The organism is Pseudomonas sp. MF09150 (assembly GCF_059862355.1).
The window spans coordinates 473,770-498,387 of sequence record NZ_JCBCUS010000006.1 but is presented as its reverse complement, the minus strand read 5'-3'; the positions used below and the strand labels follow the sequence as shown (position 1 = coordinate 498,387).

The window sequence follows — 24,618 nt, the reverse complement described above, 5'->3', positions numbered from 1 at the left end:
GCTGCTGGAAGAGCAGCAGACCATCAGCAACCGGCTGTTGCGCCTGGTGCATCCCCACGCCTCATCTCCCCGCGACGCCAGCCTGGCGGCCAGCAAGCGGGCTGGCATGCTTTCTGCGTTAACGCCATTGCGCCCGACTTCGGGCCCTGCCGTTCCAACCCAGAGGCCTTGCATGAATCACTCTTTCGCCCGACTCGGCATCAGCGCCGGATTGCTTTTCTCCTCCCTGCTCCACAACACCGCCAGCGCCGCTGTGGTGGATGCCGAGCGCCTGCAGACACTCGACCGGGATATCCGCCAGGCCACCCCGCAACTGATCGAGCTGCGCCACGATATCCATCAACACCCGGAGCTGGGCAACCGCGAAGTGCGCACTGCCAAGCTGGTGGCCGCGCGCCTTCGTGAGCTGGGCCTGGAAGTGCAAACCGACATCGGCCACACCGGCGTGGTCGGGCTGTTGCGCGGCGGCAAGCCGGGACCGGTGGTGGCCATTCGTTCCGAACTGGACGCGCTGCCGGTCACCGAGCAGACCGGCCTGCCCTACGCCTCGACCGTGACCCAGGCCTACAGCGGCAATGACTTCAGCCAGGCCGGAAAGCAAGTCGGGGTCATGCACGCCTGCGGCCACGATGCGCACATCGCCATTGTGCTGGGGGTGGCCCAGGTCCTGGCGGCGCACAAGGACAGCCTGCCCGGCACCATCAAGTTCATTTTCCAGCCGGCCGAAGAAGGCGTGCCGGTGGGAGAAACCGGCGGCGCCCGGCTGATGATCGAACAAGGGGTGCTGGCCAACCCGGCGCCGCAAGCGATCTTCGGCCTGCACGTGGGGCCGGGGGTGTCCGGCACCCTTTCGGTCAGTCGCCAACGCACCACCGCCGCCTCGGACAACTTCGTCGCCACCATCACCGGCGAACAGACCCACGGCGCCTTCCCCTGGGCCGGGATCGACCCCTTCCCCCTGGCGGCGCAGATCATCCTCGGCTGGCAGACCATCCCCAGCCGCCAGGTGAACCTGGTGGCCCTGCCCGCCCCGGTGATCTCCATCGGCAAGATCGACGCCGGCGTGCGCAGCAACATCATCCCCGCCGAAGTGCGCATGGAAGGCACCCTGCGCACCCTCACCGACGCCCAGCGCGACGATGTGATCAGCCGCCTGCAACGCACCGCCAGCAAAATCGCCGAAAGCGCCGGGGCCAGCGCCAAGGTCGAGATCCTCCCCGGCAGCTACCCGGCCGGCTACAACAACACCGATCTGGTGGACAAACTCCTGCCCCAGCTCGAAGCCTCGTCGGGCAAGCCCGTCACCCTGGGTTCCGGGGTCTACGCCGCCGACGACTTCGCCGAATACTCGCGGCGCATTCCGGCGCTGTTTTTCGGCCTTGGCGTCACCCCCGACGGTATCGACCCGGCCAAGGCCTGGCCCAACCACTCACCCAAATTCCTGGTGGACGACCAGGCCCTGCCAGTGGGCGTGCGCGCGTTGTCGCGGGTGACCCTGACCTATCTCGCCAACAACGGCTACAAGTAGCGGGCTGCCGGGCCGCGTGCTGCCCGATGCAGGGCGGTACGCAGCCTCCGCACTGGATAAAAAGTAATAACCCTCACACTTTTTATTCTTTTATTTAATCAAGCACATTCGCCAACATTGCCCGTCCGCTTGCTCGTGATTGCCTGCCATGCCCAGCACATCCCATCATCATTTCACCCGCCTGTTCAGCAAAAACTACGGTTGGTTGCGCGCTCGGGTCAGCCGTTTGCTGGGCTGCCAGGACAGTGCTGAGGACATTGCCGCCGAGGCCTTCATGCGCTTGCTGGGGATCGAGGATCTGGCCGCGGTGCGCGAGCCCCGGGCGCTGCTGACCACCATCGCCAAACGGCTGATGATCGATCACTGGCGCCGGGCCGACTTGGAGCGGGCGTACCTGGCGACCCTGGAGGAGCAACCTCACAGCGAGCTGCCCTCCCCCCAGGAACACGCGATGCTGATCGAAACCCTGTTGCAGTTGGACCGCCTGCTCAAGGGCCTTGGGCATCAGGCGCGGCAGGCGTTTATCCATAGCCTGTTCGACGGCATGACCTACGAACAGATCGGGCGTCAGCTGGGGATTTCCAAAAGCCGCGTCCATCAGCATATGGAGCAGGCGTATCTGTGTTGCCTGGAGGCCTTGGCGCAATGAGTACGGATTCGCAGCAACAGATCCGGATCGAAGCCGCCCGCTGGTTGGCCTTCCTCCATTCCGGCGAAGCCGATGAGGCGCGCCACGCGGCGTTTCTCGACTGGCAGGCGCGCAGCCCGCAGCACGCCGAATGCATCGCGCGGATCAATCAGCAGCTGGGGTTTATCCAGGCGTCGAAGCTGCGCGATCTCAACCCCCGGCAGTTGCAGCAAGCCCTGGATGCACCCTCCAGCCGCCGCCGGTTCTTGCGCACCAGCCTCGGCCTGGCGGGACTGGCGGTCACCACCGGATTGCTCAGTCGCCTGGGCAGTACCGGCCTGGCCTGGCCGGGTGACCTGTACACCGGGATCGGCGAGCGCAGCCAGTTCCAGCTGCCCGATGGCAGCCAGTTGACCCTCGACGCCGCTTCCCGCATCAGCCCGCATTTCGACGGCGCCGAGCGCGGCCTGACCCTGCACGCCGGGCAATTGCTGCTGGACGTGCGCCAGCACTCGCAACGGGCGTTTGTCCTGCAGGCAGGCAACCTGCGGGTCGAGGCCCGGCAACAGCGGCTGTTGTTGCGCCAGGAAGCCAGCGCCTGTTACGTCGCCGCCCTGGATGCCGACTTGAGCCTGCACGGCGCCAGTGCCAGCCGCACCCTGCCCCACGGCCACTGGGCTCGCTTGAGCCGCGACGGCGCCTGGCACACCGGCCCCGCACCCGACAGCGAGACCCTGTGGCTCAAAGGGCTGTTCGAAGCCGATGCCCTGCCCCTGGAGCAGGTGGTGGCCGCCTTGCGCCCTTACCACCCCGGCCTGTTGCACCTGTCGCCGGCGGTGGCCGGGCTGCGGGTCAGCGGCCTGTTCCCCCTGGATAACAGTCACCAGGCCCTGGACATGCTCGCCAGCATCGCGCCGATCCGGGTCACTTGGCGCAGCCGCCTGTGGGCGAATATCGAGCCGGCATAAGCTAGGAACAAATCGATCTGAGCCGCGACTGGAAATGACCCGGGCTGCCCCGTCAACCCGGCAGTCACTCTCAACCAGGATCGATAAAAAAATGCCCCATGTCGCGTGCGTGCGCATCCCCCTGAACCGCTTGACCCTGGCCATTGCCCTGGCCGGAGCGCCGCTGCTGCCAATGCTGGCCGCGCCGCTGCAAGCCGCCGAGCAACGTCAGCACTACGCCATTGCGGCGGGTCCGCTGAACAGCGTACTGCTGGCGATTTCCCGGCAAAGCGGGCAACTGATCGCCTTTGATCAGCACCTGATGGAAGGCCTGAGCAGCCCGGCGATCACCGGCGACCTGGACCTGCAACAGGCACTCTCACGGGCCCTCAAGGGTTCCGGCCTGCACGTGCAGCGTGAGGCCTCGGGCGCCCTGAGCATCCAGGGCCAGCCGACTGCGGCGGCGGACGCGACCGTCAGCCCTGCGCCCCGCAGCGAAGCCAGCACCCCACGCCTGGAAAGCGTGCTGGTGACCGCGCAGAAACGCGAGGAAACCCTGCAACGGGTGCCGGTGCCGATGAGCGTGGTCAGCGGGCGCAAGATCGAAGACACCAATGCCGGCGCCAGTGCCACCCAGATCACCCGCTTCATCCCCAACACTTCGTCCGCCACCATCGACAACCAGCGACCGCGCTGGTGGATCCGCGGGATCGGCACCGGTGACCAGCGCGCCAATACCGTCAGCCCGGTGGGCATCTACCTCGACGACGTGTACCTGAACAACGTCGACGCCACCAGTTTTCCGCTGTTCGACCTGGACCGAGTGGAAGTGCTCAAGGGCCCCCAGGGCACCTTGTGGGGCAAGAACACCACCGCTGGCGCGATCAATTTCGTGTCGCGCAAACCCGACTTCAAGGACAACCCCGGCTACCTCAAGCTCGACGCCGGCAGCCATGCCAGCCGCACGGTGGAAGGCGCCGCCGGGACCGTGCTGGTGGATGACAAGATCGCCGGCCGGGTGTCGTTCCGCCATAACCAGCGCGACGGCCTGGCCGAAGACAACAGCAGCGGCGGACGCAGCGGCGATACCCAGGACGACGCCCTGCGCCTGCAACTGGCGGTGAACTTCAACGACAGCCTGGACGGCGTGTTCAACCTGCATTACCGCACCTTCAAGAGCCGTGGCAACGGCCTTGACGGCAGCACCGCCGGGATCCTCGCCCGGGGTGCGAACGGCACCAATGCCTTCGGCTATAGCCCCAGGCTGTCGCGGACCAACGTCGACTACACCCTCCCCGGCAAGGATGACCTGGAGCACAAGGGCGGCTCGGCCACCCTCAACTGGCAACTGGGGGACCTGACTCTGACCTCGATCAGCGCCTTCGAGGATGTCACCCGCACCATTCGCGGCGACAGCGACTACACCCCGGCCGACCTGGCCCGTGGTTATCGCGACCTGCACAGCCGCCAGTGGTCCCAGGAGCTGCGCCTGGCCTCGCCCAAGGAGCAGACCCTGAGTTGGGTCGCCGGGGTGCACTACTTCCATGAAAAGCTCGACTACACCGAAGCCCGCGCCGCCGTCGACGGCAGCTTCCTCACGCCCTACTTCAACAACACCCAGACCGAGCAAGGCAACACCAGTTACGCCGTATTCGGCAGCACCACCTGGCAGGTGACCGAGCCATTGCGCATCACCACCGGGCTGCGCTGGACCAGCGAACAGAAAGACATCGACCTCAACCGCGTGGCGGCGGTCGGCAGCGCGCAATTCAGTGACCCCAGCCGCTGGTGGTCGCGCAGCAGTGTCAGCAACCCGTTGCAGGTCACGGCGGTCCAGGATGAAAGCCGGACCTGGAACGACTTCACCTGGGACGTGACCCCCGAGTACCAGCTCAACGATCACGCCCGGGTCTACCTGCGCTACGCCAAGGGGTTTCGTTCCGGCGGCTTCAATACCGGCGCCACCAGCCAGGGCAGCGTCGCCACGGTCGACCCGGAGTACCTCTCGGCCTATGAACTGGGGCTCAAGTCCGAGTGGTTCGATGGCCGCCTGAACCTCAACGGCAGCGTCTTCTACTACGACTACAAGGACATCCAGCTCAATGCCGTAGTCGGCACCAGCACCGGGGCGCTGTCGACCCTGACCAACGGTGCCCGCGGCAAGTTGCGCGGCGCCGAGCTGGAAATTGAAGCCCTGCCGGTGGATGGCCTGCACCTGCAGGCCGGGATCGGCCTGCTGCACAGCGAGTTCACCGACTACCAGTCCGGCAGCGATGATTTTTCCGGCAATCGCTTTGTCCGCGCCCCCAGCGTCTCGGCCACCTTTGGCGTGGAGTATCGCTACCCCCTGGGCATTGGCGGCTACCTGATTCCGCAGACCGACTGGAGCTACCGCAGCAAGCAGTACTACTTCGCCAACAACCAGACCGATCCGGCCCTGAGCGAAGACGCCTTCGCCCTCGGCAATGCCAGCCTGGCCTGGCTGTCCCAGGACGAAAAACTGCGCATCTCGCTCTACTCGCAAAACATCACCGACCGCAAATACGTCAATCACTCGTTGCCGGTCTCCTACGGCGGCAACGCCATTTTCTACGGCGAGCCACGCACCCTCGGGCTGTCCGTCACCACGCGCTGGTAATTCATTCGTCATTGATCGAGGAGCAACACATGGAAATCTATTGGTACCTGACCGCCCCCGATGGCCCTCAGCCCTGGACCGCCAGCGGTTCGCGCGCGGTGACCTACCCCTACCTGCAACAAGTGGCGCGGGCCGTCGACCACCTGGGCTTTACCGGGGCCCTGCTGGCCACGGGCGCCCACGACCCCTGGATTCTCGGGGCATCGCTGATTCCCTTTACCGAAAATTTCCGCTTTCTGATCGCCATCCAGCCGGGGCTGATCTCGCCCACCCTGCTGGCCAAGATGGCCCTGACCTTCAGCCACCTGTCCAAGGGCCGGCTGCTGCTCAATGTGGTCAGCGGTGACGCCAACACCCTGGGCGCCTACGGCCTGAACATGAGCCACGACGGCCGCTATGCCCTGGGCGACGAGTTCCTGAGCGTGCTCAAGCCGCTGCTGGCCGGTGAGACGGTGAACTTCAAGGGCGAGTATTTCGATATCCGCGAAGCACGCCTGGCCCTGCCAGGCGGCCCGCAATATGCGCCGCCGCTGTGGTTTGGCGGCTCGTCCGAGGTGGCCCAGGAAATTGCCGCAAAACACGTCGACACCTACCTGAGCTGGGGCGAAACCCCGCCCCAGGCCGCCGAGAAAATTGCCCAGGTACGCCAGCGTGCGGCGGCCCATGGGCGCACCCTGCGCTTTGGTATCCGGCTGTATGTGATCCTGCGCGACACCGATGAAAAAGCCTGGGCCGCAGTGGATGAGCTGTACGCCGGGATGGACGATCAAGCCATCGCCAACCGCCAGGCCCTGGCGAAGAATTCCGATTCGGTGGGCCAGGCACGCATGACCGCGCTGCACGGCGAACGCCGGCCACAGAACGCCCGCGACCTGGAGATCTACCCCAACCTGTGGGCCGGCATCGGCCTGGTGCGGCCCGGCCCGGGCACCGCGATTGTCGGCAGCCCGGACACCGTGGAGCGGGTCATGAAGGAATACGCCGATGCCGGCATCGAGGTGTTTATCCTCTCCGGCTTCCCCCTGCTCGAAGAGGCCTACCGCTTCGGCGAACAGGTGCTGCCACGGCTCCCGGTCACGCGCCTGCCGATCCAGGCAGTCGAGGCCGATACCGAGCAGCGCTTTACCTGGGGCAACCTCTGGGACAGCCCGGTCGCCAGTGCGGAGCAACCCTCATGAGCCGCGCCCACACCCTGCGTATCGGCAGCCATCCGATGAACCTGTCGCTGTTTATCCTGCGCCAGCGCCGGCACCTGGAGGCACTGGCCGAGGCCCGGGGCTGGACCGTGCACTGGCTGGATTACGCCGAAGGCCGTGACAGCGGCAGGCTCCTGCAACAAGACCAGGTCGACTGGGTCGGCACCGGCTCGACACCGCCGCTCTATAGCCGGGCCGCCGGGGTCGACCTGGTCTACGTCGGCGCCTCGGCCTCGCGCCAGACCAGCAGCGCCTTGCTGGTGCTGGCCGACAGCCCGCTGCAGCGCATCGACCAACTGCGGGGCAGCCGCATCGCCAGCACCGTGGGGTCCTACACCGATCACTTCCTGGCCCAGGCCCTGCACAGCCACCACCTGGACTACCAGGCCGTGGAGGTGCTGGACCTGCCCGGGCGCGAAGGCCAGCACGCGCTGCAGGCAGGTCGGGTCCAGGCCTGGGCCGCCCTCGACCCGCTGCTCAGCGAGCAGTTGCAGACCGGCCAGGTGCGAGCCCTGGGCCAGGCCGGCGACTTCATCCCCAATCGCTCGCTGTTCTGGGCCAACCGGTCCTGGGTCGAGCGCGAGCCGCAGCAGGCGCAGTTGGTGTTCCAGGCCCTGGCCGAGAATGACCGCTGGATCGCCGGGCATATCGAGCAGGCAGCCGAGTTGCTGGCCGGCAGCCACCCGCAACAGGTTGCCGCCAGCACCTGGGCCGCCAGCCTGCGTCAGCGCCCCTGGGGCATTGAGCCGGCCCGGCAGCCAATCCTTGACGAGCAGGACCAGCAGGCCCGCCTGCTGTTCAGCGCCGGGCTGCTGAACAATGCCCTGCCACCGAGCCTCGGCCGCGACTTGTCACTGTCCACGGAGCTGTCATGAAAGCATCGAGCCCTAGCGCCATAGCGCTGTTCGCCAGCCTCGGCCTGAGCGCCTGGCTGCTGTGCGCCAACGCCCAGGCCGAGCCACTGGAACTGCGCATCGGTTACCTGCGTGGCCCTTCGGACCTGTCCCTGGTACGCGACACCGGCGAGCTGGAAAAAGAGTTGGCCGGGCTTGCGGTCAAGGTCCGCTGGCTGGGGCCGTTCCCGGCGGCGGCGCCGGCCTATGAAGCCCTCAATGGCGGCTCCCTGGACCTTACCAGCGGCAGCTCCACCGCCTTTGTCACGGCGATTGCCGGGGGCATGCCAATGAGCATGTTCGGCTACCAGCCGATGCCGGCCAATGGTGAAGGGATTGTGGTCAAGGACCAGGCACCGATTCACAGCCTGGCCGACCTGCCGGGCAAAACAGTCGCGGTCAACCGGGGCGGCACCGGCGAGTACCTGTTGTCCCGCGCCCTGGAAACCGCCGGCATCGATGAAGGCAGCGTGCACAAGCAGTACCTGAGCCCCACCGACAGCAGCTCGGCGTTTGCCTCCGGGCATGTGGACGCCTGGGCCACCTGGGACCCGTACCTGGCCCTGGCGCAAAACAATTACGGCGGGCGCCTGCTGATCAACGGCCAGCAACTGGGTTCGGAGAACGCCGCCGGCTACTTTATCCGCCAGGACTTCCTCGCGGCTCATCCCCAGGTGGTGAAAGCCGTGCTGGAGGTGCTGCAACGCAGCAACCGCTGGGCCCGCGAGCACCCTCTGGAAGCGGGTCGGATCTGGGCCAGGCAGATGGGTAACCAGGGTGAAGAGGTCGCTCGGCAACTGGGCGCGACCAACACCTCGCCCTTGCTGGCAGTGGGTGCGCAACAGGTGGAGCAGATCCAGCACATTGCCGACTGGTACTGGCGCAAGCAGATCATTCGCCAGCAGCCGGTGATCCTTGAGCATGTGGTGGACCTGGGCAACGCCGAGTAAGCCGACCGGGATACCGGGCTGCGCGCCCGTTATCCCGGTGGTGGGGTCAGCGCCGGACCTTGACCCAGGCCATCAGCAGCGCCGAGGACAGCACCCCAACAGTCATGAAGATGTAGGCCGCCCCCGGGTTGCCGGTGAGGCCGATCAGGTGGCCGACGATCCACGAACCGATAAAGGCCCCCAGGGCACCGCAGGCATTGATCAGGCCAATGGCACCGCCGAACACGTTGGCCGGGATGATCTCCGGGATCAGCGCGAAAAAGGGCCCGTAGGGTGCGTACAGCGCCGCGCCGGCAATGCTCAGCAGGGCGAACGACAGCCAGAAGTGGGTCGAGCCCAGCAGGTACGAGCAGAAAAACGCCAAGGCCCCCAGCGCCAGCAGCGGCCAGATGAAATGTTTGCGTTGCTGGGATTTGTCCGAGGCCCAGGACACCACCAGCATCGCCGCCACAGCCGCGACATAGGGCACCGCGCTCAGCCAGCCGACGGTGACGATATCGGCGGCCGCCGCCTGTTTGATGATGGTCGGCAGCCACATGATGAAGCCGTAGACCCCGATGCTCCACAACGCATGCACACAGCACAGCTGGATCACCACCGGGCTGGTAAAGGCCTGGCGATAGTTGCGCACGGCCTTCAGGCCTTGCTGCTCACTGGCCAGGGTCGCGGCCAGTTGCGTCTTTTCCTCGCGGCTCAGCCAGTCGACCTGTTCCGGTTTGTCCCGCGCCATGCGCCACCAGACAAAGGCCCAGAGCACCGCCGGAGCACCTTCGATGATGAACATTTCACGCCAGCCCCAGGCCTGGATCAGGTAGCCCGAGAGCACCGACATCCAGAGCACGGTGACCGGGTTGCCCAGCACCAGAAAGGTATTGGCCCGGGAGCGTTCTTTGCGGGTGAACCAGTTGCTGATGAAGATCAGCATCGCCGGCATTACCGCGGCTTCAACGATACCCAGGGAGACGCGGATCACCATCAGCATCGGGATATTGGTCACCAGCCCGGTGGCCATGGCGCAGACGCCCCACAGGATCAGGCTGCAGAACACCAGTTTGCGTACGCTGTATTTCTGCGCGTAGATGGCCCCCGGCACCTGGAAGAAAAAGTAGCCGAGGAAAAACAGCGCGCCGATCAGCGACGACGTGCTCTTGCTGATGCCCAGGTCCTGCTCGATGCCCACGGCGCTGGCGAAGCCGTAGTTGGCCCGATCCAGGTAGGCCAGGCTGTAGGTGATGAAAATCAGTGGAATCAGGTACAGCCAGCGTTTCGGCGCGAAGGCCGTGGACGCCTCGCCGCTAATGGCCGGCAGCGGCAGTGACCGGGATTTGAGTGTGCTCATGGGTGTCCCCTGTTGTTGTTTTTTTCAGGTACGCAGTACGGTTTCACACGACGCTGGTCAGGCCGCCGTCGACAAAGATGGTTTGTCCGTTGATGAAGTCCGACGCCGCGGATGCCAGGAACACCGCGGTGCCGCACAGCTCCTCGACCCGCCCCCAGCGCCCGGCCGGCGTGCGTTGGCACAGCCATTGGGAAAACGCCTGGTTGTCCACCAGCGCCTGGTTCATCTGGGTCGCGAAGTAGCCCGGCGCTAGGCCATTGGCCTGGATCCCGTGGCGTGCCCATTCGGCGCACATGCCCTTGGTCAGCATCTTCACCGCGCCCTTGGACGCGGCGTAAGGGGCGATGGTCGGGCGCGCCAGTTCGCTTTGCACGGAGCAGATATTGATGATCTTGCCGCGACCGCGACCGATCATATGCCGCGCCACCGCCTGGGAGACATGGAACACGCCGTCGAGATTGACCCGCATCAGCTCGTGCCAGTCATTGGCAGCGAAATCCTCCAGCGGCGCGCGACGCTGGATCCCGGCGTTGTTGACCAGGATATCGATGGCCCCGTACTGCGCCTCGAAAGCGTCGATGGCCTCGAACAACTGCGCGCGGTCGGTGACGTCGAATACCGCGATCTCGACCTCAAGCCCTTCGTCGCGCAACAGACTGGCAATAGACTCAGCCTTGTCTCTATTGCGATCGTTGATCACCACCCTGGCGCCGGCGGCGCCCAGGCCCCGGGCCAGCTCCAGGCCGATGCCCTTGCCGGAACCGGTGATCAGGGCCGTGCGGCCTTCAAGCAGGAAGCTGCTGGTGCTGAATGACATGCTGTTCTCCGTAAAGCGGCCGTTTATTGTGCTGCAGGCCTTGGGCGCCAGTTCACCCCAGGGCACGGACAACGTCCAATCGTCATTGCTGATCTAGTCATCAAAATCTATGATCACCATCCCAGACCCCACCCAGCCCCGGAGCCACCCCGTGGAAATCAAACATTTGCGCGCCTTCGTGACCCTGGCCCAGGAGCTGCACTTCGGTCGCGCGGCCCAGCGCCTGTCCATCGTGCAGCCGGCACTGAGCATGCAGATCAAGCTGCTGGAAGAAGAGCTGGGGGTGCGTCTGTTCGAGCGCAACCGACACTCGGTGGCGCTGACTCAGGTCGGTACGATCTTCCTGCCCGAGGCGCGCGCCACCCTGCACCAGGCCGCCCATGCCGCCGACGTGGCCCGGGCCTCCGGGCGGGGGGAAATCGGCCGGGTGCGCCTGGGGTTTATTTCCTCAGTGCTGCCCCAACTGCTGCCTGACCTGATCCGGACTCTGCATGAGCGCTTCCCGCGGATCGAACTGGAGCTCAAGGACATGCCCGGCCCGGACCAGGCCACGGCGCTGAAAAATGCCCAACTGGATTTCGGCCTGATGCGCTTGCCAGCGATCATCCCCGGGATCCAGACCCGTGAGGTGCTGCAGGAAAGTTTTATCGTCGCCCTGCCCGGTGACCATCCCCTGGCCTCCAGTAGCAGCCTGCACCCCACGGACCTGGTGCAGCTACCGCTGCTGATCCTGGCCCGGCGTTACGCGCCAGGGTTTTACGATGGGCTGCTGCAGGCGCTGGAGCGCCAGGGCGCGCAGTTGCAAATCGCCTCGGAGCTGGGCGAATTCACCACCATGCTGGCCCTGGTGTCGGCCGGGCTTGGGGTCGGCCTGCTGCCAGCCAACGCCGGGCGTGCGCTGCCGGCCAATGTCATTGCCAGACCCCTGGACCTGGGCAGCTACCGCGCCACCACCGGCCTGGCCTGGGTCGACCTCGACAGCGCAGTCAAAACCACGGTGTTCAGCCTGCTGCAGGAGTTGCTGTTCACTGCCTAGGCCTGCACCAGCTGTTGCAGGGTCAAGGCATCCTCGACGGCATGGCCGCTGGCCGTGTTGTCGAAGATGCACCAGGTCGGGATCTGCGCCGCACGTGCGCGCCGCACCTCATCCGCCAGTGCCTGCAAGCGGCTGTGGGAGTAGGCACTGTGATAGATCCGCGGCGAGCCATGCCAGCGCCAATACTGCAGGCCCGACCAGCCCCGGGGCTGATCACCGCCGGCAATCGGCGACGGGTCGGCCGCGACCTGGGCGATCTGCAATTCAACCAGCAAGGCCTGGGCGTGAAGCCAGCTGGCATGGCGCGGCTCCAGCGCCACCGGCCCGGCATAGCGCTGGCGCAAGGCCTCGAAAAACCCTCGGGCCGTGGCCTCGTCGTAACTCAGGGATGGCGGCAATTGCACCAGCAGGCAGCCCATGGCGGCCCCCAATTGCAGGCACTGGCCGAGGAATTCGTCGAGCAGCCCGTCACAGGCCTGCAAGCGCTGCACATGGGTTATCTGCTTCGCCAGCTTGACCGAGAAGGCAAACCCCGGCGTCACTGACTGCCCCCAGCGCAGGTAGGTTTGCGGACGATGGGGGCGGTAGAACGAGCTGTTGATCTCCACCGCCGAAAGCTGCGTGGCATAGCGCTGCAACTGACTGCCCTGGGTGGGAAAGCGCGGCCAATGCTCACGGGGCAGGCTCCACCCGGCGCAGCCGATTGCCAGCGCCGGCCTGGCGATCGGGGCGTTCAAAAGAGCACCGCAGCGGCATCGCGCATAAAGATCTCGACGGTCTTCGGTCCGACCCCGGCAAACGCCAGCAGCCGCTGCTCGAAGGCCTTGCGGTCGAGGCTGGCGGCCCGGATCTCGCCGACCTGGCCCGCATACTCATCGAGCAACGCCTGACACAGACTCGATAGGCGCTGCGCGGTGCTTTCGTCATAGCGTACGTAATGCGCCTCGCCGAGCATCCGCACCAGCTCGCGATGGCTGCACGCGGCCAGTTTGCGCGGGGTATCGCGCCCATGCTGCTGCACGATCACCCGGTAGGCCCGGGCTGCGATATCGGCCTGGATGCGCTTGCCCATCAGGAAGCTGGCGATCAACCAGCAGAACAACGCCGGTTCAGCCCCCGGCTGCAAGTCGATACCCAGGTCACTGGCACTGATCGCGCGGCCCATAGGTGCATCCCTTTTGTTCTGGCAGGTACTAGGTCAGAACCCGCCGCGCGCACCGGGGTTCCACCGGAATGCAGCCTTCACTCCAGGGGCGCAAAATCCCCCGGCAAGCGGATGAAGGCCCCCAGCCAGCGGTTGGCCGGGTGGTGATAAACCCTCCGGCCGACCGCCATGGGCACACTGGCGAACATCTCCGACTCGGCCATCAGGAACGGCACGCCCATGCCACGGCCTGCACCGTGCCATGGGCCGTCGCCTCTCAGTGCTCGGGGTTCAAGGAATGGCGGGCACGGCGCCGGGGGTGGCCAGCGCCACCTGCGCACCGGCCTTGCGCCCGAACACTAGGGTTTCAACGGCCTGGGCAAAGGTCCGGCCCTGCAGCCAGAACCCGTCATGAATGATGCTCAAGACGTAGCAGCGGCCCTGTTCGTCCATCAACAGCGCGCCGTGGCCGTGATGGACTTCGGCGATGCTGACCAGGGTGCTGCCCAGGCGTTGTTGCCAGGCCAGAAAGTCTTCGTCCCCATGCAGGTGCTCGAAGGTGCCAAAGACGACATCGCTGGTGGCGCACTCTTCGCCTGTGTCACAGGTGCCCACCTGCAGGCCGGCGAGCTGTTGGAGCAGGGCTGTGGCCGGGTGCCAGGGCGGAACGAAATCCGGCAGCGGTTCAGTGTGGGTGGCCGGCCAGCCCGCGGCCACGAACAAGGGGCGAAGGGTCTCGGGAAGGTCGATCGGCGGGGGCATGGGCAATGTCCGGTCACAGTCAGTGTTTGAATATTTTCAAGGATAATGCTGTGATTGCGCCCGCGACACCCCGAGTTGCTGGAACGACTGCATATCAGGCCGGCCGGCAGCCCCGCTTTTTTCAGAGATACGCCCGAAATGGATAGCCAAGAAACGACAGCCGGGATGTCGACGCCGCCCCACGGCGACGGCATGCAGCAACGCCTGGCCGACATCGCCGCCACGACCGCCCTGGTCCTGGAAACCAACAACCTGCGCGGTGGCAAAGACGCCGTGGAGGCCCTGAACAGCCTCAAGCGCCTGATCGCCCGGTTTGCCCAGCAGAGTGTCTCCCCCTTGTCCCTGGCGCAGTGGGTCATCACCCACGACGGCCTCGACCCGCAGGCGCGCCAGGCGCTGTGCGTCCTGGCCGGACGGCCCCTGGACTTCGTCGAGATCGATGCCCGCACCGGCTACTACGACGCGAAGAATGTCGGCTTCGACGGTGTCGACCAGGCGCGCTGCCAGTACGTGGTGTTCGCCGATGCCGATTGCCTGCCCTGCGTCGACTGGCTGCAACAATTGCTTCTGCCCTTCACCGCGCCTGACGCACCGGTCGCGGTGGCCGGGCGCACCAGTTACGCGCCGAGCATCACCGGCAGCGCACTGACCTCCATCGACTTCATGTACTTCCCCAGCCCGCTGCGCAGCGGCGCCACGCGTAATTTCTACGCCAACAACGTGGCCTTTCGCTGTGACACTTTCGAGCAGCACCGCTACGAGCCTCTCGATGGCGTGTACCGCGCCCACTGCCAGGTCATGGGCTTGCGCATGCAGGCCGCAGGCGTGGCGGTGGCTTATGCGCCGCGGGCGCATACCGAACACCGCCTGCCCGACAGCCAGGGCGAAGTGATCAAGCTGCGCTGGCTACGGGGCGGCGACAGCGTCGACCTCACCCCCTACCTGGTACGCGCCTATATGCCGAGCTGGCTGCAATGGCTGGGACGCAGCGGGCCGATCGGCCCCTTGTGCGTGATGGCCGGTCGCCTGGGCTACAGCCTGCGAGCGCTGAATCACCAGGACCTGCCGCCCGTGCACGGCGTACGGCGCCTGGCGGCGATGGCCGTCGTGATCGGCATGTCGCTGCTGGACACCGCCGGCGCGGTGATCCGTGGCTGCGGCGTCTCGGTGGGTCGCGCCAGTGCCCGTCACAGTGAAGCGCTGTCTTACCACCGCAACCTGGATTGATCCCCATCCCTCCCCCTTTGTCGCCGCCCATCAAGTGCCCACAGGAAGTCAGCATGAAACCCCATTCGATTGCGTCACTCGGCTATTCCCTGGCGTGCCTGGCACTGCTAACACTGAGCGGCCAGGCCCAGGCCGCGCCCTCCGAGTTCAGCGGGCGCGGGGTGTTCCACTTCGCCTCCGGCACCGGCTGCGCCACCGCCAGCAGCGTTGACAACAGCTGCAACCGCATCGCCCTGGACGTGGCCGACGCCCGCGCCAGCGTCGACGCCCAGACCCACGCCATCGTGATTGCCGCCGACGCCAAGCACGACAGCAAGACCGTGATCGGCGATGTGTTGCTGCACGGCAGCGGCCTGGCCGCCGATGGCCAGCGCGTACCCCTGAGCCTGCATGTGCTGCTGCGGCGCACGGGCCAGGTGTGGAAGTCCGACACCTACGTGCACTCCCCGGTGCGCGGCAAGTTCAGCGCGATCGAACTCGATCCGTACCAGATCAGCGTCCGCGAGGGCAGCAGCGAACGCGTACTGTTCACTGCCGAGCAGGCCCGCAAGGTCTTGGCCCAGCCGTCGCTGGCCGCTCGTGTCGCCAGTTACTTCGTCGCCGTACGCCCCAGCGACGCCAAGAACCCGGCCGCCGATGACATCACCATCGCCCTCGGCGTCGGTCGCGTCTCCAAGTCCCTGATGCGCGCCAGCTTTACCTCGGACCAACCGAACAGCGCCGAATTGAACCCACTGCTGGCGAGCGGCACCTGGAACCTCAAGTTGCAGGCCCTGAGCGGCCAGATCCCGGACTGGGTGGTGCAGCGCCAACTGTTCGTGTTCGGCCTGGAAGACAGCCCGCTGCTCAAGGACGTGCGCCAGCGCGGGTTCAACAAGCGCGACACCCTGGAACTGGGCGCCATCAACGGCAAGGGTTACCTGCGTTACAACGGTGTTGAAGAAAGCTTTCCCGAGGCAGCCGCCTCAGGTGCTGCCTTTATGCGCGACAGCTTTATCGGCCTGATCCTGGCGTGGCACCGCAGCCCACAGGTTGTGACTTCGGTGGCCAGCGGCGGCGCGCCGCAGCCCGCCCAATGAATGTGCTCGAACACAGCGCCGACGCCGCTGACTTCAGTTGCCTGGCCACGCCCAGCCCCGAGGGTCTGGGCGCGCTGCAAGCGCGTCTGGTGGACCGCATCAAGCGCGCAGCCCTGTCGCGCCTGCACCGCAGCCCTCGTGGCGAGCGCCTGCTGCTGCGCATGTACCTGGCCGGCGAAGACGCCACGGAACGCGCGCTGCTCGACGAATTGATGCCGCAATCGCCGCCCTGGCTCGAACGCCAGGTCGAACAGCACCTGGCCGATGAACGCCGGCACGTGACGCTGTTCACCGAGGCCTTGCGCGCGGTCGGCGACGACGGCGCCACACGCCTCGAACCGGACTGGCTCAGCCGGCGCAAGATCCAGCGCTGGCAACGTCTGGCCCATGAGTACGCCGGGCATTTCGAACACGGCCTGCTGGTGCCCGCCTATGCCACCGGGCTCTGCGCCGAGCAGATGGCCGAGCGCGTGCTGGGCCGTCACTGTGGGGTGATTGGTGCCGAACACGGCCTGTACCCGCTGTTGTCTCGCGTGCTCGCCGATGAAAAAGGCCATGTGCGCCTGTGCGAGAACACCCTGCGCCGCATCGTCGCGCCCCGGGAGCTGCCGCATCTGGCGCGCTTGCTGAAAGAGATTCGTGCCGTCGACGCCCGTTTTGGCGTGACCGGCGCGCTGGCGATGTACATCGCCGGCTGGGTGTTTGGCGGCTTGCGCAGCACAGGCGGCCATGCCCGATGAGTTCACGCATTCTGTACCTGGCGACTGCCGACGCCCGCGGCCACCTGATGCGCGCGCAACTGCTGGTGCATGCCCTGCGCCAGGCCGGGGCCCAGGTCGATGTACTGACCACCTCTGAACAAGGGCAGCGCTTCCTGCAGCGCTTTGGCGTCGAGTCCGAGATCCTGTCCGAGCACTACGCGGTGCAGTTCGACAGCGAGCAGAACATGCTGCGCAAGGCCACCAACCGCAATGTCGCCCATTATCTGTTCCGCCCCGCCCGCATGCTGCGCGATATCGGCCGCCTGCGTCGGCGGCTGCAGCACGCAGACCTGGTGATCAACGACTCCTTCCACCCGGCGCTGCTGTACATGGGCATGCTGCCCGGCTGGCGGCGCAAGGTGGTGCATGTGTACGGGGCGAGCCTCAAGGTCGCCCTGATCAACAATTTCGAGGGCATGTGGCCACGCCAGTTCGGGCGCCTGTTCGGCTGGATTGTCGGGCGCCAGATCGACGCGGCGCGTGCCTCGATCGAACATGACTTCGCCTACGACATCGACGACACCCAGGCCCCGGCCCTGTATTGCCTGCCGACCCCGGTGGCCCTGGCAAACCCATTGCCCGCCGAACCCTGCGACGGTGCGGCGGTGTACCTCAACCCGCATTTCAGCGAGCCGGCCCTGGCCGACGCCTTGAGCGCGGGCCTGGCGGCTGCGGGCCTCGATGCGCACCGGGTAGGTGAGGGTTATGCCGGGCGCGACGGCTGGCTGGCGGTGGACCCGGACTGGGCCAGCCGTGCGGCGCAGGCGCAATTGATGGTGTCGGCACCGGGCATGGCCGCACTGTCGATTGCCCTGGTCTACCAGCGGCCGATCATCCTGGTCCTCAGCGACCAGCCCGAACAAGCCACCAATGCGGCCCGCGCCGCCCAGTTGCAGGTGCTGCACCGAGTGGTGACCTGGCGCGGCGATGGGGCCGACTTCCAGCGCCAGGTGACTCAGGCAGCGACGCAACTGGCCGCCGCGGCGCCGAGCCCGGCAAGCGCGGCAGGCCCGGAGCGCGCCCAGGCGCGGATCGACGCCTGGGTCAGCCGCCTGCTCAGCCTCTGAGTCCTCTGCAATGCGCCAGCCCTCCCCCCAGCGCCCCTTGCCGCACCCGGTCCCGGACTATCGCCAGGCGCTGCTGGCGTTGCTCGGCCTGCTGCTGGGCCTGGGGGTTTTCATCGCCCTGGAGCACAGCATTACCCCGCGCTACAACTGGGTCACGCCGCTGGATGAGCTGATCCCGTTCATCCCTCATTCGTGGTGGCTGTATGTGCTGTTTTTCCCGTTTGTGGTGCTGGCGGCGGCCTACACCAGCGCCGACGGCTTCAGGCGCTTGCGCAGCGCCACCGGGCTGGCGTTCGTGGTCGCCCTGCTGTGCTTCTGGCTGTTCCCCGAGTTCGTGCCACGGCCCGATATCGGCGCACTCGACAATGCTTTTCTGCAACAGCGTCTGAGCCGGATGTGGCAGCTGGACCTGGCGTCCAATGGCTGCCCCAGCCTGCACGTGGCAGTGACTGGCCTCGCCTGCCGGGCGCTCTGGGATCACCCCCGGCGCTGGCTCACCGCAGGCGTCGGGCTGCTGATCTGCCTGTCGACCCTGACCCTCAAGCAACACACGCTGGTCGATGTCGCCGGCGGTGTACTGCTGGCCCTGACCTGTGCCCTGGCCACCCAACGACAAGGAAGCAACGCCCGTGTCCCCGTCTAACTCCCGTGCCGGCAACAACCCGGCGCTGAATGCCTTTGCGCCGGCCGCCGAGCTGTTTGCGCTCAAGCCCTGGATCAGCCTGTTGGCGCTGCTGGCCGACTGGGGCCTGATCGCTGCGGCCTTCGCTGGCGCCATCTTCTGGCCGCACCCCGTGACCTACCTGCTGGCGGCGCTGCTCATCGCCCGCAGCCAGTTGGCGCTGGCGGTGATCATGCATGAGAGCGCCCATGGCGTGCTGTTGCCGCGTCAGAAGCTCAACGACCTGCTCGGCCAATGGTGCGCCGCCGGCCCGCTGTTTATTTCGATGCAGACCTACCGCGCCGGGCACCTCAAGCATCACCTCGACCCCATGCAGCATGACGACCCGGTGGTCGCGGTGTTTGGCCTGGGGGACTACCCACTGCCACGGGGCAAGCTGGCGACGCGGCTGCTGGCGGATCTATGCGGGGTGGGTTACGTCATCAGCGCCTTCAGGTTCGCCCGGGGCGACTACCGCGCGATCATGCCCAAGGTCGACAAGTCGCCGCGGCAAGTGCTCTCGGAAGTCTGTTCCATGCTGCTCGGCAATGGGCTGTTGTTCGGCCTGCTGGCCTGGGCGGGACACCCCTGGCTCTACTTGGGCTTGTGGTTGCTGCCAGCCATTACCCTGCTGCCGCTGATGGGCCGGGTGCGGGCGATCATGGAACATGCCGGCCTGCCCGCCTGCGACGATCAGAGCCAGAACGCGCGCAGTATTGTACGGCCGAACTGGCAGACCTTTATCTTCGGCCCCCATGGCATCCACTACCACATCGAGCACCACCTCTATGTGCGGCTGCCCTTCTACCACCTGCAGCGGGTGCATCGGCAATTGGTCGCGCAACAGTTGGTGCCGAGCCGCAATCTCTATAACGGCTACATCGGGGTCTTGCGGGACGTCAGCTACCCGACAGCGAAATCGCCGGCCTGACGCCCCGGGCAAATCAGCCCGCCGAGCGAGCGAGGCGGTGCATGGCCACCCCGTAAAACAGCAGGGCCAGGGCCGCCAGAGATCCACCGCCCAGCCCTATGTAGGCGAAACCGAGCTGACCGCCGACCCAACTGCCCAGCAGTGCGCCGCCGCCAATGCCGATGTTGTAGATGCCGGAAAACATCGCCATCGCCACATCGGTGGCATCCGGCGCCAGCACCAGCACCTTGGATTGCAGGGCCAGGCCAAACCCCATGATCGCCATACCCCAGACCACACTGAGGATCCCCAGGTACTCGACCCCGGCGCTGGCCGGCCACAACAGCAGCAGGCACAGGGTGAGCAAGGTCACGGCGGTCATCAGGAAGCGCTGCGGGCCGTAGCGGTGAAACCAGCTGAAGCACAGCGACCCCAGGATCCCGGCACCGCCAAACAGCAGCAGGATCAGGGTCACCACCTCACCGCTGAGGCCAGCCACTTCCTGCACGAAGGGTTCGATGTAGCTGTAGGCGGTGAACTGCGCGGTCACCACCAGCGCCGTCAGCACATACACGGCCACCAGCGCCGGGCGCTTGAACAGCAGCGGCAGGCTGCGCAGGGAGCCCGAGTTCTGGCTCGGCAACAGCGGCAAGGCCCGGGTCAGCCACAACACCAGCAGCGCAGCAAACCCGGCGATCACCAGAAAGGTGGTGCGCCAGCCCATGGCCTCGCCCAGCAGCCGGCCCAGGGGAATGCCCAGCACCATGGCCAGAGACGTGCCAGTGGCCAGCAGCCCCAAAGCCTGCACCTGCTTGCCCTCCGGCGCCAGGCGCACGGCCAGGGAGGCGGTAATGGACCAGAACAGGGCATGGGACAGCGCCACGCCGATCCGGCTGACCAGCAACATGCCGAAGCTGGTGGCGAGGCTGGACACAATATGGCTGGCGATAAACATCCCGAACAGCACCAGCAACAGCTTGCGGCGCTCGACGTTGCGCGTCAGCAGCATCACCGGCAGTGACGTCAGGGACACTACCCAGGCATAAATCGTCAGCATCAGCCCGACCCGTGCGGTGGACAGGTCGAAGCTGCTGCCGATCGAACTCAACAGCCCCACCGGCACGAACTCGGTGGTATTGAATACAAAGGCCGCCAGCGCCAGAGCGATGACCGGCTGCCAAGTAGCCTGAGGTGTAGCCGCAGAATTGCTCATGTAAAGGTCGTAGTACTCAATCGATGATCAAACAGGTCCAGGCTGGACCCAAGGCTGCGGGCAAGGCGGCGCATCCTGGCGAACGGCACCCGCAGGGGATGCATTCTATAGGCTTGTGCGATGCCTGTTTGCACTCATCGAACGGATTTTCAAGCCAGCCGCCTGCGGCCCGGCACTGACATTGACCTTCAATAGATCCGGACGGGGTCCGCCCGAGGCTTAAAAATACTTGAGCCAGGCAATGTCCCGACGCCGCGCCTTGAGCGCGGAAAACCAGCGCACCGGCGGGTACAAGGCCAGGGCCAGCAACCCCGCCACCAGCCATACCGCCCACACCGAATCGAAGCCGAAGTAGCGGCCCTGATTCAGGCCGAAACAGGCCACGGCCACCAGGTACAGGACCTTCAGCACATACAGGTGCAGCAGGTAGAAAAACATCGGCGCCGAACCGAACACCGTCAGCGGCAGGAGCCAGCGACTGCCCTGGCGGCGCTCAAGCCACAACAGCAGCAACAGGCCGAGGCTCAGGGTCAGGCTGATAAACAGCAGCGACGGCGGGTACTTGGTGATGTTGAAAAAACTCATCAGGGTCTGCAACCAGGTCTCCCCCACCGCCCACGGCTTTTCGCCATAACCATTGAGCAGGCGCAGCGCCCCAAACCCCACCAGCCCGGCCAGCCCCGCCACCAGCAGGCTGCGCTGGCGCAGCGCAGCATCCGCCGCCCTGCCGAACCAGGGTCCGAGGGCGTAACCCAGGCCGATCACGCCGATCCACGGCAGCACCGGGTACGAGGTGCGCAGGCGCAGGGTTTCGGAAAACTCGATCCAGCCGCGGTCATGCAACACCGCCCACGGCAGGTGCAAGGCCGACTCCGGCGCAAAGTGCAGGCCGTCCAGCAGGTTGTGCCCGGCGATGATCGCCAGGCTCAGCAGCAACAGCAGCGGCCGTGGCAGCCAGACCATGGCCGACAACGCAAGCATGCTCAGGCCGATGGCCCAGATCACCTGCAGGTAGATCACCGTCGGCGGCACCTGGAAGGTCCAGGCGAAGTTCACCAGGGTCATTTCCAGCAGCACCAGGAACAGCCCGCGCTTGAACAGGAAGGCACAAACGTCAGCCTTGCCGGCGTACTTCTCGCCAAACAGATAGGCCGACAAGCCGGTCAGCAGGACAAACACCGGGGCGCACAAATGGGCCAGGGTCCGGCTGAAGAACAAGGCCGGCTCGGTGCCAGCGACATCCATGGGATCCGTGACCTGGCGATGCAGGAAAAAGGTTTCACGCACGTGGTCCAGCAACATGAACACAATCACCAGCCCCCGCAACGCATCGATGGAGAGCAGGCGACCGGCAACGGTAGGACGAACAACAGTTTCAGGCATGGAGTTTTCGCAACGCAGGGGTTGAAGGTTCTGCCTTGGACGCAGCGCAGAACCGGATTTGTGGTTATCTTATAACATTGTGGTTATTCGCGAAAACATCCTCGTGGAAAATCCCTGAAAGGAGGCAGCCTGCTCCCGTTGCGCCGGGTTGGCGCAACCGTGCACAGCGCCCTCCTTCATGCCCGGGCCAACTCCACTAACCCAGGGTTGGCCCCTATCCGCGCCGAGTACCGGTTTACTCCGCCGAGCAGTCGCGCGGCGTAATGCCCTTCTCCTTGGCATAGGCCGCAGACTTGGCCTCGATCAGCGGACGCAGGGTGGCGCGGTCCGCTTGCAGCCAGTCGCTGACCAGAACCCACTTCTGCCCGTCCCACTGTTGCACCCGGGCGGAGCCGCCGCCTTCGTGGTCGGCGCAGGACAGTTTCAACGGTGCCAGCAGCCCTTCGAACCCCATGACCTTGAGGCGCGCGGCGTCGATGTCCAGGTGCTCGAACGCCCAGCGGGTTTCCTCGCCGTTCAGTGGACGCTGGCCAAACTTGGCCTGGCCGGTGCGCAGCGCTTCCACCGCAATCGCGGCGTTGATCAGGCCGATGTTGTAGTAAACCTTGCCGAAGTAGCTCGGGTCCTTGAGGTTGCTCTTGCCGGCATCGAGGAGGTGTTGCTTGAGCCGCTGATGGATCTCGAAACCATCGCCCCCCGGAAACGGCGCCAGCGCCTGGTAGCCCTTGGCGGCCGTGCCGGCGGGAATCACATCGGCCTCGGAACCGGCCCAGACGTCACCGATGATGTGGTCCACCGGGATGCCAAAACGCACTGCGGTCTTGATTCCTACAGGAGTCGACACGCCCCAGGTGCGCAAAAACACCCAGTCCGGGTTGATCTGCCGCACCTGGCGCCATTGGGTCGATTGCTCGCTGCCCGGATCCGCCACCGGTATCTGGATATTCTCGAAACCGTACTTCTGCGCCAGCAGTTGCATCGGCGCCTGGGTTTCGCGGCCGTAGGCCGAATCGTGGTAGACGGTGACGATCTTCTTGCCCTTGAGCTTGTCGAACCCGCCCTCGCGCTGGGCGATGTAATTGATGCCCACCGACGCCTGGCCGTAGTAGTTCAGCAGCAGCGGGAAAGCATAGGGGAATACGCTGCCGTCGGTGGACTCGGTGCGGCCGCCGGCCCCGTCGATCAGCGGGATATGGTCGACTGCCGCGCGGTCCATCAAGGCATAGGAGGCCGGCGTGCTGTGGGTGAAGAAAAACGCCGTCGGCGCACCGTCCAGGCCTTTCTTGTAGCGCTCATAACATTCGATGACCCGGTCGGTGTTCCACTCGGTCTCGCACTCCTGCCAGACCAGCTTGACCCCGTTGACCCCGCCCTCGACCTCGTTGATGTAGCGGAAATAGTCGATCTCCCCGGCCCACCACGGAATCCCGCTGGAGGCATAGGCGCCGACCCGGTAAGTGGCCAGGGGAATGAACTGCTGGTTATCGGCGGCCTGGGCGCCAGCCGGCGCCAAGCCGGTAAAGAGACCGAGGGCCAGGAGGCTGGCAGCCAGGGTGCGATGCAAGGTTTTGCGCATGGGGGTGGCTTCTTATCAAGGGTAAGGGGTCGCCCTCCCGTGGCCGGGTCGAGTCATCGGTTGCGCCTGACCTGAACCACAATCCATGCCAACAATATAATCACGCAAAATCAATGACTTAACACCGACATATGGAGGTCGGCGCTGTACGCGGGATGACAGTCTATTGATCGGCTGTTGCTTGGCGAACAGTGCTCGGATACTGGGCCATTCACTCAATCGGGTGCCGTCGACGCGCCTTGAGGCAAATCGCCAGCACCGGCACTTCTGCCGCTTGCGTTCGGGACTGCGGCCCCGCTAACATCGCGAATAGTTCTTATCCGCAGATGCATCTCCATGTCGACCGCCGAACTGCCCATGCAACATGCCGTCAATGTGCTCTACACCGAGCACCACGGTTGGCTATTGGGCTGGCTGCGAAAAAAGCTCGGCTGCCCACAGAATGCCGCCGACCTGTCCCATGACACCTTTGTCCGCATCCTTTCTTCGCGCGAGGCCCTGGGTGGCATGCGCGAGCCGCGGGCGTTCCTCACCACCACCGCGCGGCACCTGATTATCGACCGTGCCCGCCGGCGCAAAATCGAAGACGCCTACCTGCGGGAACTGGCGCTGACCATTGACCTGCTCGAAGGCTGCCAACAGTCGCCGGAGCAGATCCTGGTCACCCTCGAAGCCCTGGAGCAGATTGCCTTCGTCCTCGATGGCCTTGGCCTGAAGGCGCGGCAAGTGTTCCTGATGCACTTTCTCGAAGGCTTGCGCCAGGCCGAGATTGCCAGCCGCCTGCAGATTTCCGAGCGCATGGTACGCAAGCATCTGATGAATGCCCTGGTGCATTGCCACCATGCATTGGATGTGTAACCGCT

The 24,618-nt window shown here is 65.6% G+C and carries 24 protein-coding genes; 15 read left to right on the top strand and 9 right to left on the bottom strand.

Annotated features, from left to right (window positions below; genetic code table 11):
- Window positions 1-172: 172 nt before the first annotated feature.
- The 7 genes from AC19YX_RS23520 to AC19YX_RS23490 all read left to right on the top strand — a co-directional run bounded on the left by AC19YX_RS23520 (window position 173) and on the right by AC19YX_RS23490 (window position 8,780).
- On the top strand, window positions 173-1,528 hold the full coding sequence (locus tag AC19YX_RS23520) for an amidohydrolase (protein WP_201131200.1): 1,356 nt from the start codon (window positions 173-175) through the stop codon (window positions 1,526-1,528).
- A 148-nt stretch (window positions 1,529-1,676) separates the two neighbouring features.
- On the top strand, window positions 1,677-2,177 hold the full coding sequence (locus AC19YX_RS23515) for a sigma-70 family RNA polymerase sigma factor (protein ID WP_078469083.1): 501 nt from the start codon (window positions 1,677-1,679) through the stop codon (window positions 2,175-2,177).
- Window positions 2,174-3,124 carry a FecR family protein gene (locus AC19YX_RS23510; RefSeq protein WP_078469082.1) on the top strand — a complete coding sequence of 317 codons (951 nt, stop codon included), beginning with the start codon at window positions 2,174-2,176 and terminating at the stop codon, window positions 3,122-3,124. The genes AC19YX_RS23515 and AC19YX_RS23510 overlap by 4 nt, the downstream gene beginning before the upstream one ends.
- 91 nt (window positions 3,125-3,215) lie before the next feature.
- On the top strand, window positions 3,216-5,741 hold the full coding sequence (locus tag AC19YX_RS23505) for a TonB-dependent receptor (protein WP_500607155.1): 2,526 nt from the start codon (window positions 3,216-3,218) through the stop codon (window positions 5,739-5,741).
- 29 nt (window positions 5,742-5,770) lie between these two features.
- Window positions 5,771-6,919 carry an LLM class flavin-dependent oxidoreductase gene (locus tag AC19YX_RS23500; protein WP_500607154.1) on the top strand — a complete coding sequence of 383 codons (1,149 nt, stop codon included), beginning with the start codon at window positions 5,771-5,773 and terminating at the stop codon, window positions 6,917-6,919.
- Window positions 6,916-7,812: an ABC transporter substrate-binding protein gene (locus AC19YX_RS23495; protein ID WP_500607153.1), complete on the top strand. Its 897-nt coding sequence runs from the start codon at window positions 6,916-6,918 to the stop codon at window positions 7,810-7,812. Before AC19YX_RS23500 ends, AC19YX_RS23495 begins: the two co-directional genes overlap by 4 nt.
- The gene (locus tag AC19YX_RS23490; RefSeq protein WP_078469079.1) at window positions 7,809-8,780 is read left to right on the top strand and encodes an aliphatic sulfonate ABC transporter substrate-binding protein; all 972 of its coding nucleotides are present in this window, start codon (window positions 7,809-7,811) and stop codon (window positions 8,778-8,780) included. Before AC19YX_RS23495 ends, AC19YX_RS23490 begins: the two co-directional genes overlap by 4 nt.
- A gap of 46 nt (window positions 8,781-8,826) precedes the next feature.
- Here AC19YX_RS23490 and AC19YX_RS23485 read toward each other — a convergent pair whose 3' ends face one another.
- Together AC19YX_RS23485 and AC19YX_RS23480 are read right to left on the bottom strand one after the other, a co-directional pair.
- A complete protein-coding gene (locus AC19YX_RS23485; protein ID WP_078469078.1) occupies window positions 8,827-10,119 on the bottom strand; it encodes an MFS transporter in 1,293 nt (430 codons plus the stop codon).
- Window positions 10,120-10,162: 43 nt separating this feature from the next.
- The gene (locus AC19YX_RS23480) at window positions 10,163-10,936 is read right to left on the bottom strand and encodes an SDR family NAD(P)-dependent oxidoreductase (RefSeq protein ID WP_201131205.1); all 774 of its coding nucleotides are present in this window, start codon (window positions 10,934-10,936) and stop codon (window positions 10,163-10,165) included.
- A 151-nt stretch (window positions 10,937-11,087) separates the two neighbouring features.
- On the opposite strand from AC19YX_RS23480, the gene AC19YX_RS23475 reads away from it, so the two are divergent.
- Entirely contained in the window at window positions 11,088-11,972 is an 885-nt protein-coding gene (locus tag AC19YX_RS23475) for a LysR family transcriptional regulator (protein ID WP_078469151.1), read from the top strand.
- Here the strand turns inward: AC19YX_RS23475 and AC19YX_RS23470 are convergent.
- The 4 genes from AC19YX_RS23470 to AC19YX_RS23455 all read right to left on the bottom strand — a co-directional run bounded on the left by AC19YX_RS23470 (window position 11,969) and on the right by AC19YX_RS23455 (window position 13,878).
- Window positions 11,969-12,709, bottom strand: a complete 741-nt coding sequence (locus tag AC19YX_RS23470; RefSeq protein ID WP_421546619.1) for a DUF72 domain-containing protein — start codon at window positions 12,707-12,709, stop codon at window positions 11,969-11,971. The two genes, AC19YX_RS23475 and AC19YX_RS23470, sit on opposite strands and share 4 nt — an antisense overlap.
- Entirely contained in the window at window positions 12,706-13,137 is a 432-nt protein-coding gene (locus AC19YX_RS23465; RefSeq protein ID WP_421546618.1) for an HhH-GDP family DNA glycosylase, read from the bottom strand. Before AC19YX_RS23465 ends, AC19YX_RS23470 begins: the two co-directional genes overlap by 4 nt.
- Window positions 13,138-13,214: 77 nt before the next feature.
- Window positions 13,215-13,358, bottom strand: coding sequence for a hypothetical protein (locus AC19YX_RS23460; RefSeq protein ID WP_421546617.1), 144 nt, complete (start codon window positions 13,356-13,358; stop codon window positions 13,215-13,217).
- Window positions 13,359-13,407: 49 nt separating this feature from the next.
- Window positions 13,408-13,878 (bottom strand): SUKH-3 domain-containing protein, encoded by a 471-nt coding sequence (locus AC19YX_RS23455; RefSeq protein WP_078469074.1) that lies wholly within the window; start codon window positions 13,876-13,878, stop codon window positions 13,408-13,410.
- Window positions 13,879-14,043: 165 nt separating this feature from the next.
- Between AC19YX_RS23455 and AC19YX_RS23450 the strand changes: the two genes are divergently transcribed.
- Genes AC19YX_RS23450 through AC19YX_RS23425 form a run of 6 tightly spaced genes read left to right on the top strand, consistent with a single transcriptional unit; the run spans window position 14,044 to window position 19,604 of the window.
- Window positions 14,044-15,105 (top strand): glycosyltransferase family 2 protein, encoded by a 1,062-nt coding sequence (locus AC19YX_RS23450; protein ID WP_500607178.1) that lies wholly within the window; start codon window positions 14,044-14,046, stop codon window positions 15,103-15,105.
- 53 nt (window positions 15,106-15,158) lie between these two features.
- Complete coding sequence (locus AC19YX_RS23445) at window positions 15,159-16,184, top strand: hypothetical protein (RefSeq protein WP_500607152.1); 1,026 nt, start codon at window positions 15,159-15,161, stop codon at window positions 16,182-16,184.
- The gene (locus tag AC19YX_RS23440) at window positions 16,181-16,924 is read left to right on the top strand and encodes a hypothetical protein (protein WP_078469071.1); all 744 of its coding nucleotides are present in this window, start codon (window positions 16,181-16,183) and stop codon (window positions 16,922-16,924) included. The genes AC19YX_RS23445 and AC19YX_RS23440 overlap by 4 nt, the downstream gene beginning before the upstream one ends.
- Entirely contained in the window at window positions 16,921-18,012 is a 1,092-nt protein-coding gene (locus AC19YX_RS23435) for a glycosyltransferase family protein (protein WP_078469070.1), read from the top strand. The genes AC19YX_RS23440 and AC19YX_RS23435 overlap by 4 nt, the downstream gene beginning before the upstream one ends.
- A gap of 10 nt (window positions 18,013-18,022) precedes the next feature.
- Complete coding sequence (locus AC19YX_RS23430; protein WP_500607151.1) at window positions 18,023-18,655, top strand: phosphatase PAP2 family protein; 633 nt, start codon at window positions 18,023-18,025, stop codon at window positions 18,653-18,655.
- Window positions 18,642-19,604, top strand: a complete 963-nt coding sequence (locus AC19YX_RS23425; RefSeq protein ID WP_421546611.1) for a fatty acid desaturase family protein — start codon at window positions 18,642-18,644, stop codon at window positions 19,602-19,604. The genes AC19YX_RS23430 and AC19YX_RS23425 overlap by 14 nt, the downstream gene beginning before the upstream one ends.
- 13 nt (window positions 19,605-19,617) lie before the next feature.
- On the opposite strand, the gene AC19YX_RS23420 is transcribed toward AC19YX_RS23425, so the two are convergent.
- The 3 genes from AC19YX_RS23420 to AC19YX_RS23410 form a co-directional block, all read right to left on the bottom strand.
- Window positions 19,618-20,796, bottom strand: a complete 1,179-nt coding sequence (locus AC19YX_RS23420; RefSeq protein WP_078469067.1) for a sugar transporter — start codon at window positions 20,794-20,796, stop codon at window positions 19,618-19,620.
- 219 nt (window positions 20,797-21,015) lie between these two features.
- A complete protein-coding gene (locus tag AC19YX_RS23415) occupies window positions 21,016-22,179 on the bottom strand; it encodes an acetyltransferase domain-containing protein (RefSeq protein WP_500607150.1) in 1,164 nt (387 codons plus the stop codon).
- Between the two features lie 235 nt (window positions 22,180-22,414).
- Window positions 22,415-23,755 (bottom strand): ABC transporter substrate-binding protein, encoded by a 1,341-nt coding sequence (locus AC19YX_RS23410; RefSeq protein WP_500607149.1) that lies wholly within the window; start codon window positions 23,753-23,755, stop codon window positions 22,415-22,417.
- Window positions 23,756-24,091: 336 nt separating this feature from the next.
- On the opposite strand from AC19YX_RS23410, the gene AC19YX_RS23405 reads away from it, so the two are divergent.
- A complete protein-coding gene (locus AC19YX_RS23405; RefSeq protein WP_078469064.1) occupies window positions 24,092-24,613 on the top strand; it encodes a sigma-70 family RNA polymerase sigma factor in 522 nt (173 codons plus the stop codon).
- Window positions 24,614-24,618 lie beyond the last annotated feature (5 nt).

Excerpts from the sequence above, each read along its gene's own strand:
- AC19YX_RS23520 (WP_201131200.1), top strand. The coding sequence starts at position 173 with ATGAATCACTCTTTCGCCCGACTCGGCATCAGCGCCGGATTGCTTTTC.
- AC19YX_RS23515 (WP_078469083.1), top strand. The coding sequence starts at position 1,677 with ATGCCCAGCACATCCCATCATCATTTCACCCGCCTGTTCAGCAAAAAC.
- AC19YX_RS23510 (WP_078469082.1), top strand. The coding sequence starts at position 2,174 with ATGAGTACGGATTCGCAGCAACAGATCCGGATCGAAGCCGCCCGCTGG.
- AC19YX_RS23505 (WP_500607155.1), top strand. The coding sequence starts at position 3,216 with ATGCCCCATGTCGCGTGCGTGCGCATCCCCCTGAACCGCTTGACCCTG.
- AC19YX_RS23500 (WP_500607154.1), top strand. The coding sequence starts at position 5,771 with ATGGAAATCTATTGGTACCTGACCGCCCCCGATGGCCCTCAGCCCTGG.
- AC19YX_RS23495 (WP_500607153.1), top strand. The coding sequence starts at position 6,916 with ATGAGCCGCGCCCACACCCTGCGTATCGGCAGCCATCCGATGAACCTG.
- AC19YX_RS23490 (WP_078469079.1), top strand. The coding sequence starts at position 7,809 with ATGAAAGCATCGAGCCCTAGCGCCATAGCGCTGTTCGCCAGCCTCGGC.
- AC19YX_RS23485 (WP_078469078.1), bottom strand. The coding sequence starts at position 10,119 with ATGAGCACACTCAAATCCCGGTCACTGCCGCTGCCGGCCATTAGCGGC.
- AC19YX_RS23480 (WP_201131205.1), bottom strand. The coding sequence starts at position 10,936 with ATGTCATTCAGCACCAGCAGCTTCCTGCTTGAAGGCCGCACGGCCCTG.
- AC19YX_RS23465 (WP_421546618.1), bottom strand. The coding sequence starts at position 13,137 with ATGGGCCGCGCGATCAGTGCCAGTGACCTGGGTATCGACTTGCAGCCG.
- AC19YX_RS23460 (WP_421546617.1), bottom strand. The coding sequence starts at position 13,358 with ATGGGCGTGCCGTTCCTGATGGCCGAGTCGGAGATGTTCGCCAGTGTG.
- AC19YX_RS23455 (WP_078469074.1), bottom strand. The coding sequence starts at position 13,878 with ATGCCCCCGCCGATCGACCTTCCCGAGACCCTTCGCCCCTTGTTCGTG.
- AC19YX_RS23450 (WP_500607178.1), top strand. The coding sequence starts at position 14,044 with ATGTCGACGCCGCCCCACGGCGACGGCATGCAGCAACGCCTGGCCGAC.
- AC19YX_RS23445 (WP_500607152.1), top strand. The coding sequence starts at position 15,159 with ATGAAACCCCATTCGATTGCGTCACTCGGCTATTCCCTGGCGTGCCTG.
- AC19YX_RS23440 (WP_078469071.1), top strand. The coding sequence starts at position 16,181 with ATGAATGTGCTCGAACACAGCGCCGACGCCGCTGACTTCAGTTGCCTG.
- AC19YX_RS23435 (WP_078469070.1), top strand. The coding sequence starts at position 16,921 with ATGAGTTCACGCATTCTGTACCTGGCGACTGCCGACGCCCGCGGCCAC.
- AC19YX_RS23430 (WP_500607151.1), top strand. The coding sequence starts at position 18,023 with ATGCGCCAGCCCTCCCCCCAGCGCCCCTTGCCGCACCCGGTCCCGGAC.
- AC19YX_RS23420 (WP_078469067.1), bottom strand. The coding sequence starts at position 20,796 with ATGAGCAATTCTGCGGCTACACCTCAGGCTACTTGGCAGCCGGTCATC.
- AC19YX_RS23415 (WP_500607150.1), bottom strand. The coding sequence starts at position 22,179 with ATGCCTGAAACTGTTGTTCGTCCTACCGTTGCCGGTCGCCTGCTCTCC.
- AC19YX_RS23410 (WP_500607149.1), bottom strand. The coding sequence starts at position 23,755 with ATGCGCAAAACCTTGCATCGCACCCTGGCTGCCAGCCTCCTGGCCCTC.
- AC19YX_RS23405 (WP_078469064.1), top strand. The coding sequence starts at position 24,092 with ATGTCGACCGCCGAACTGCCCATGCAACATGCCGTCAATGTGCTCTAC.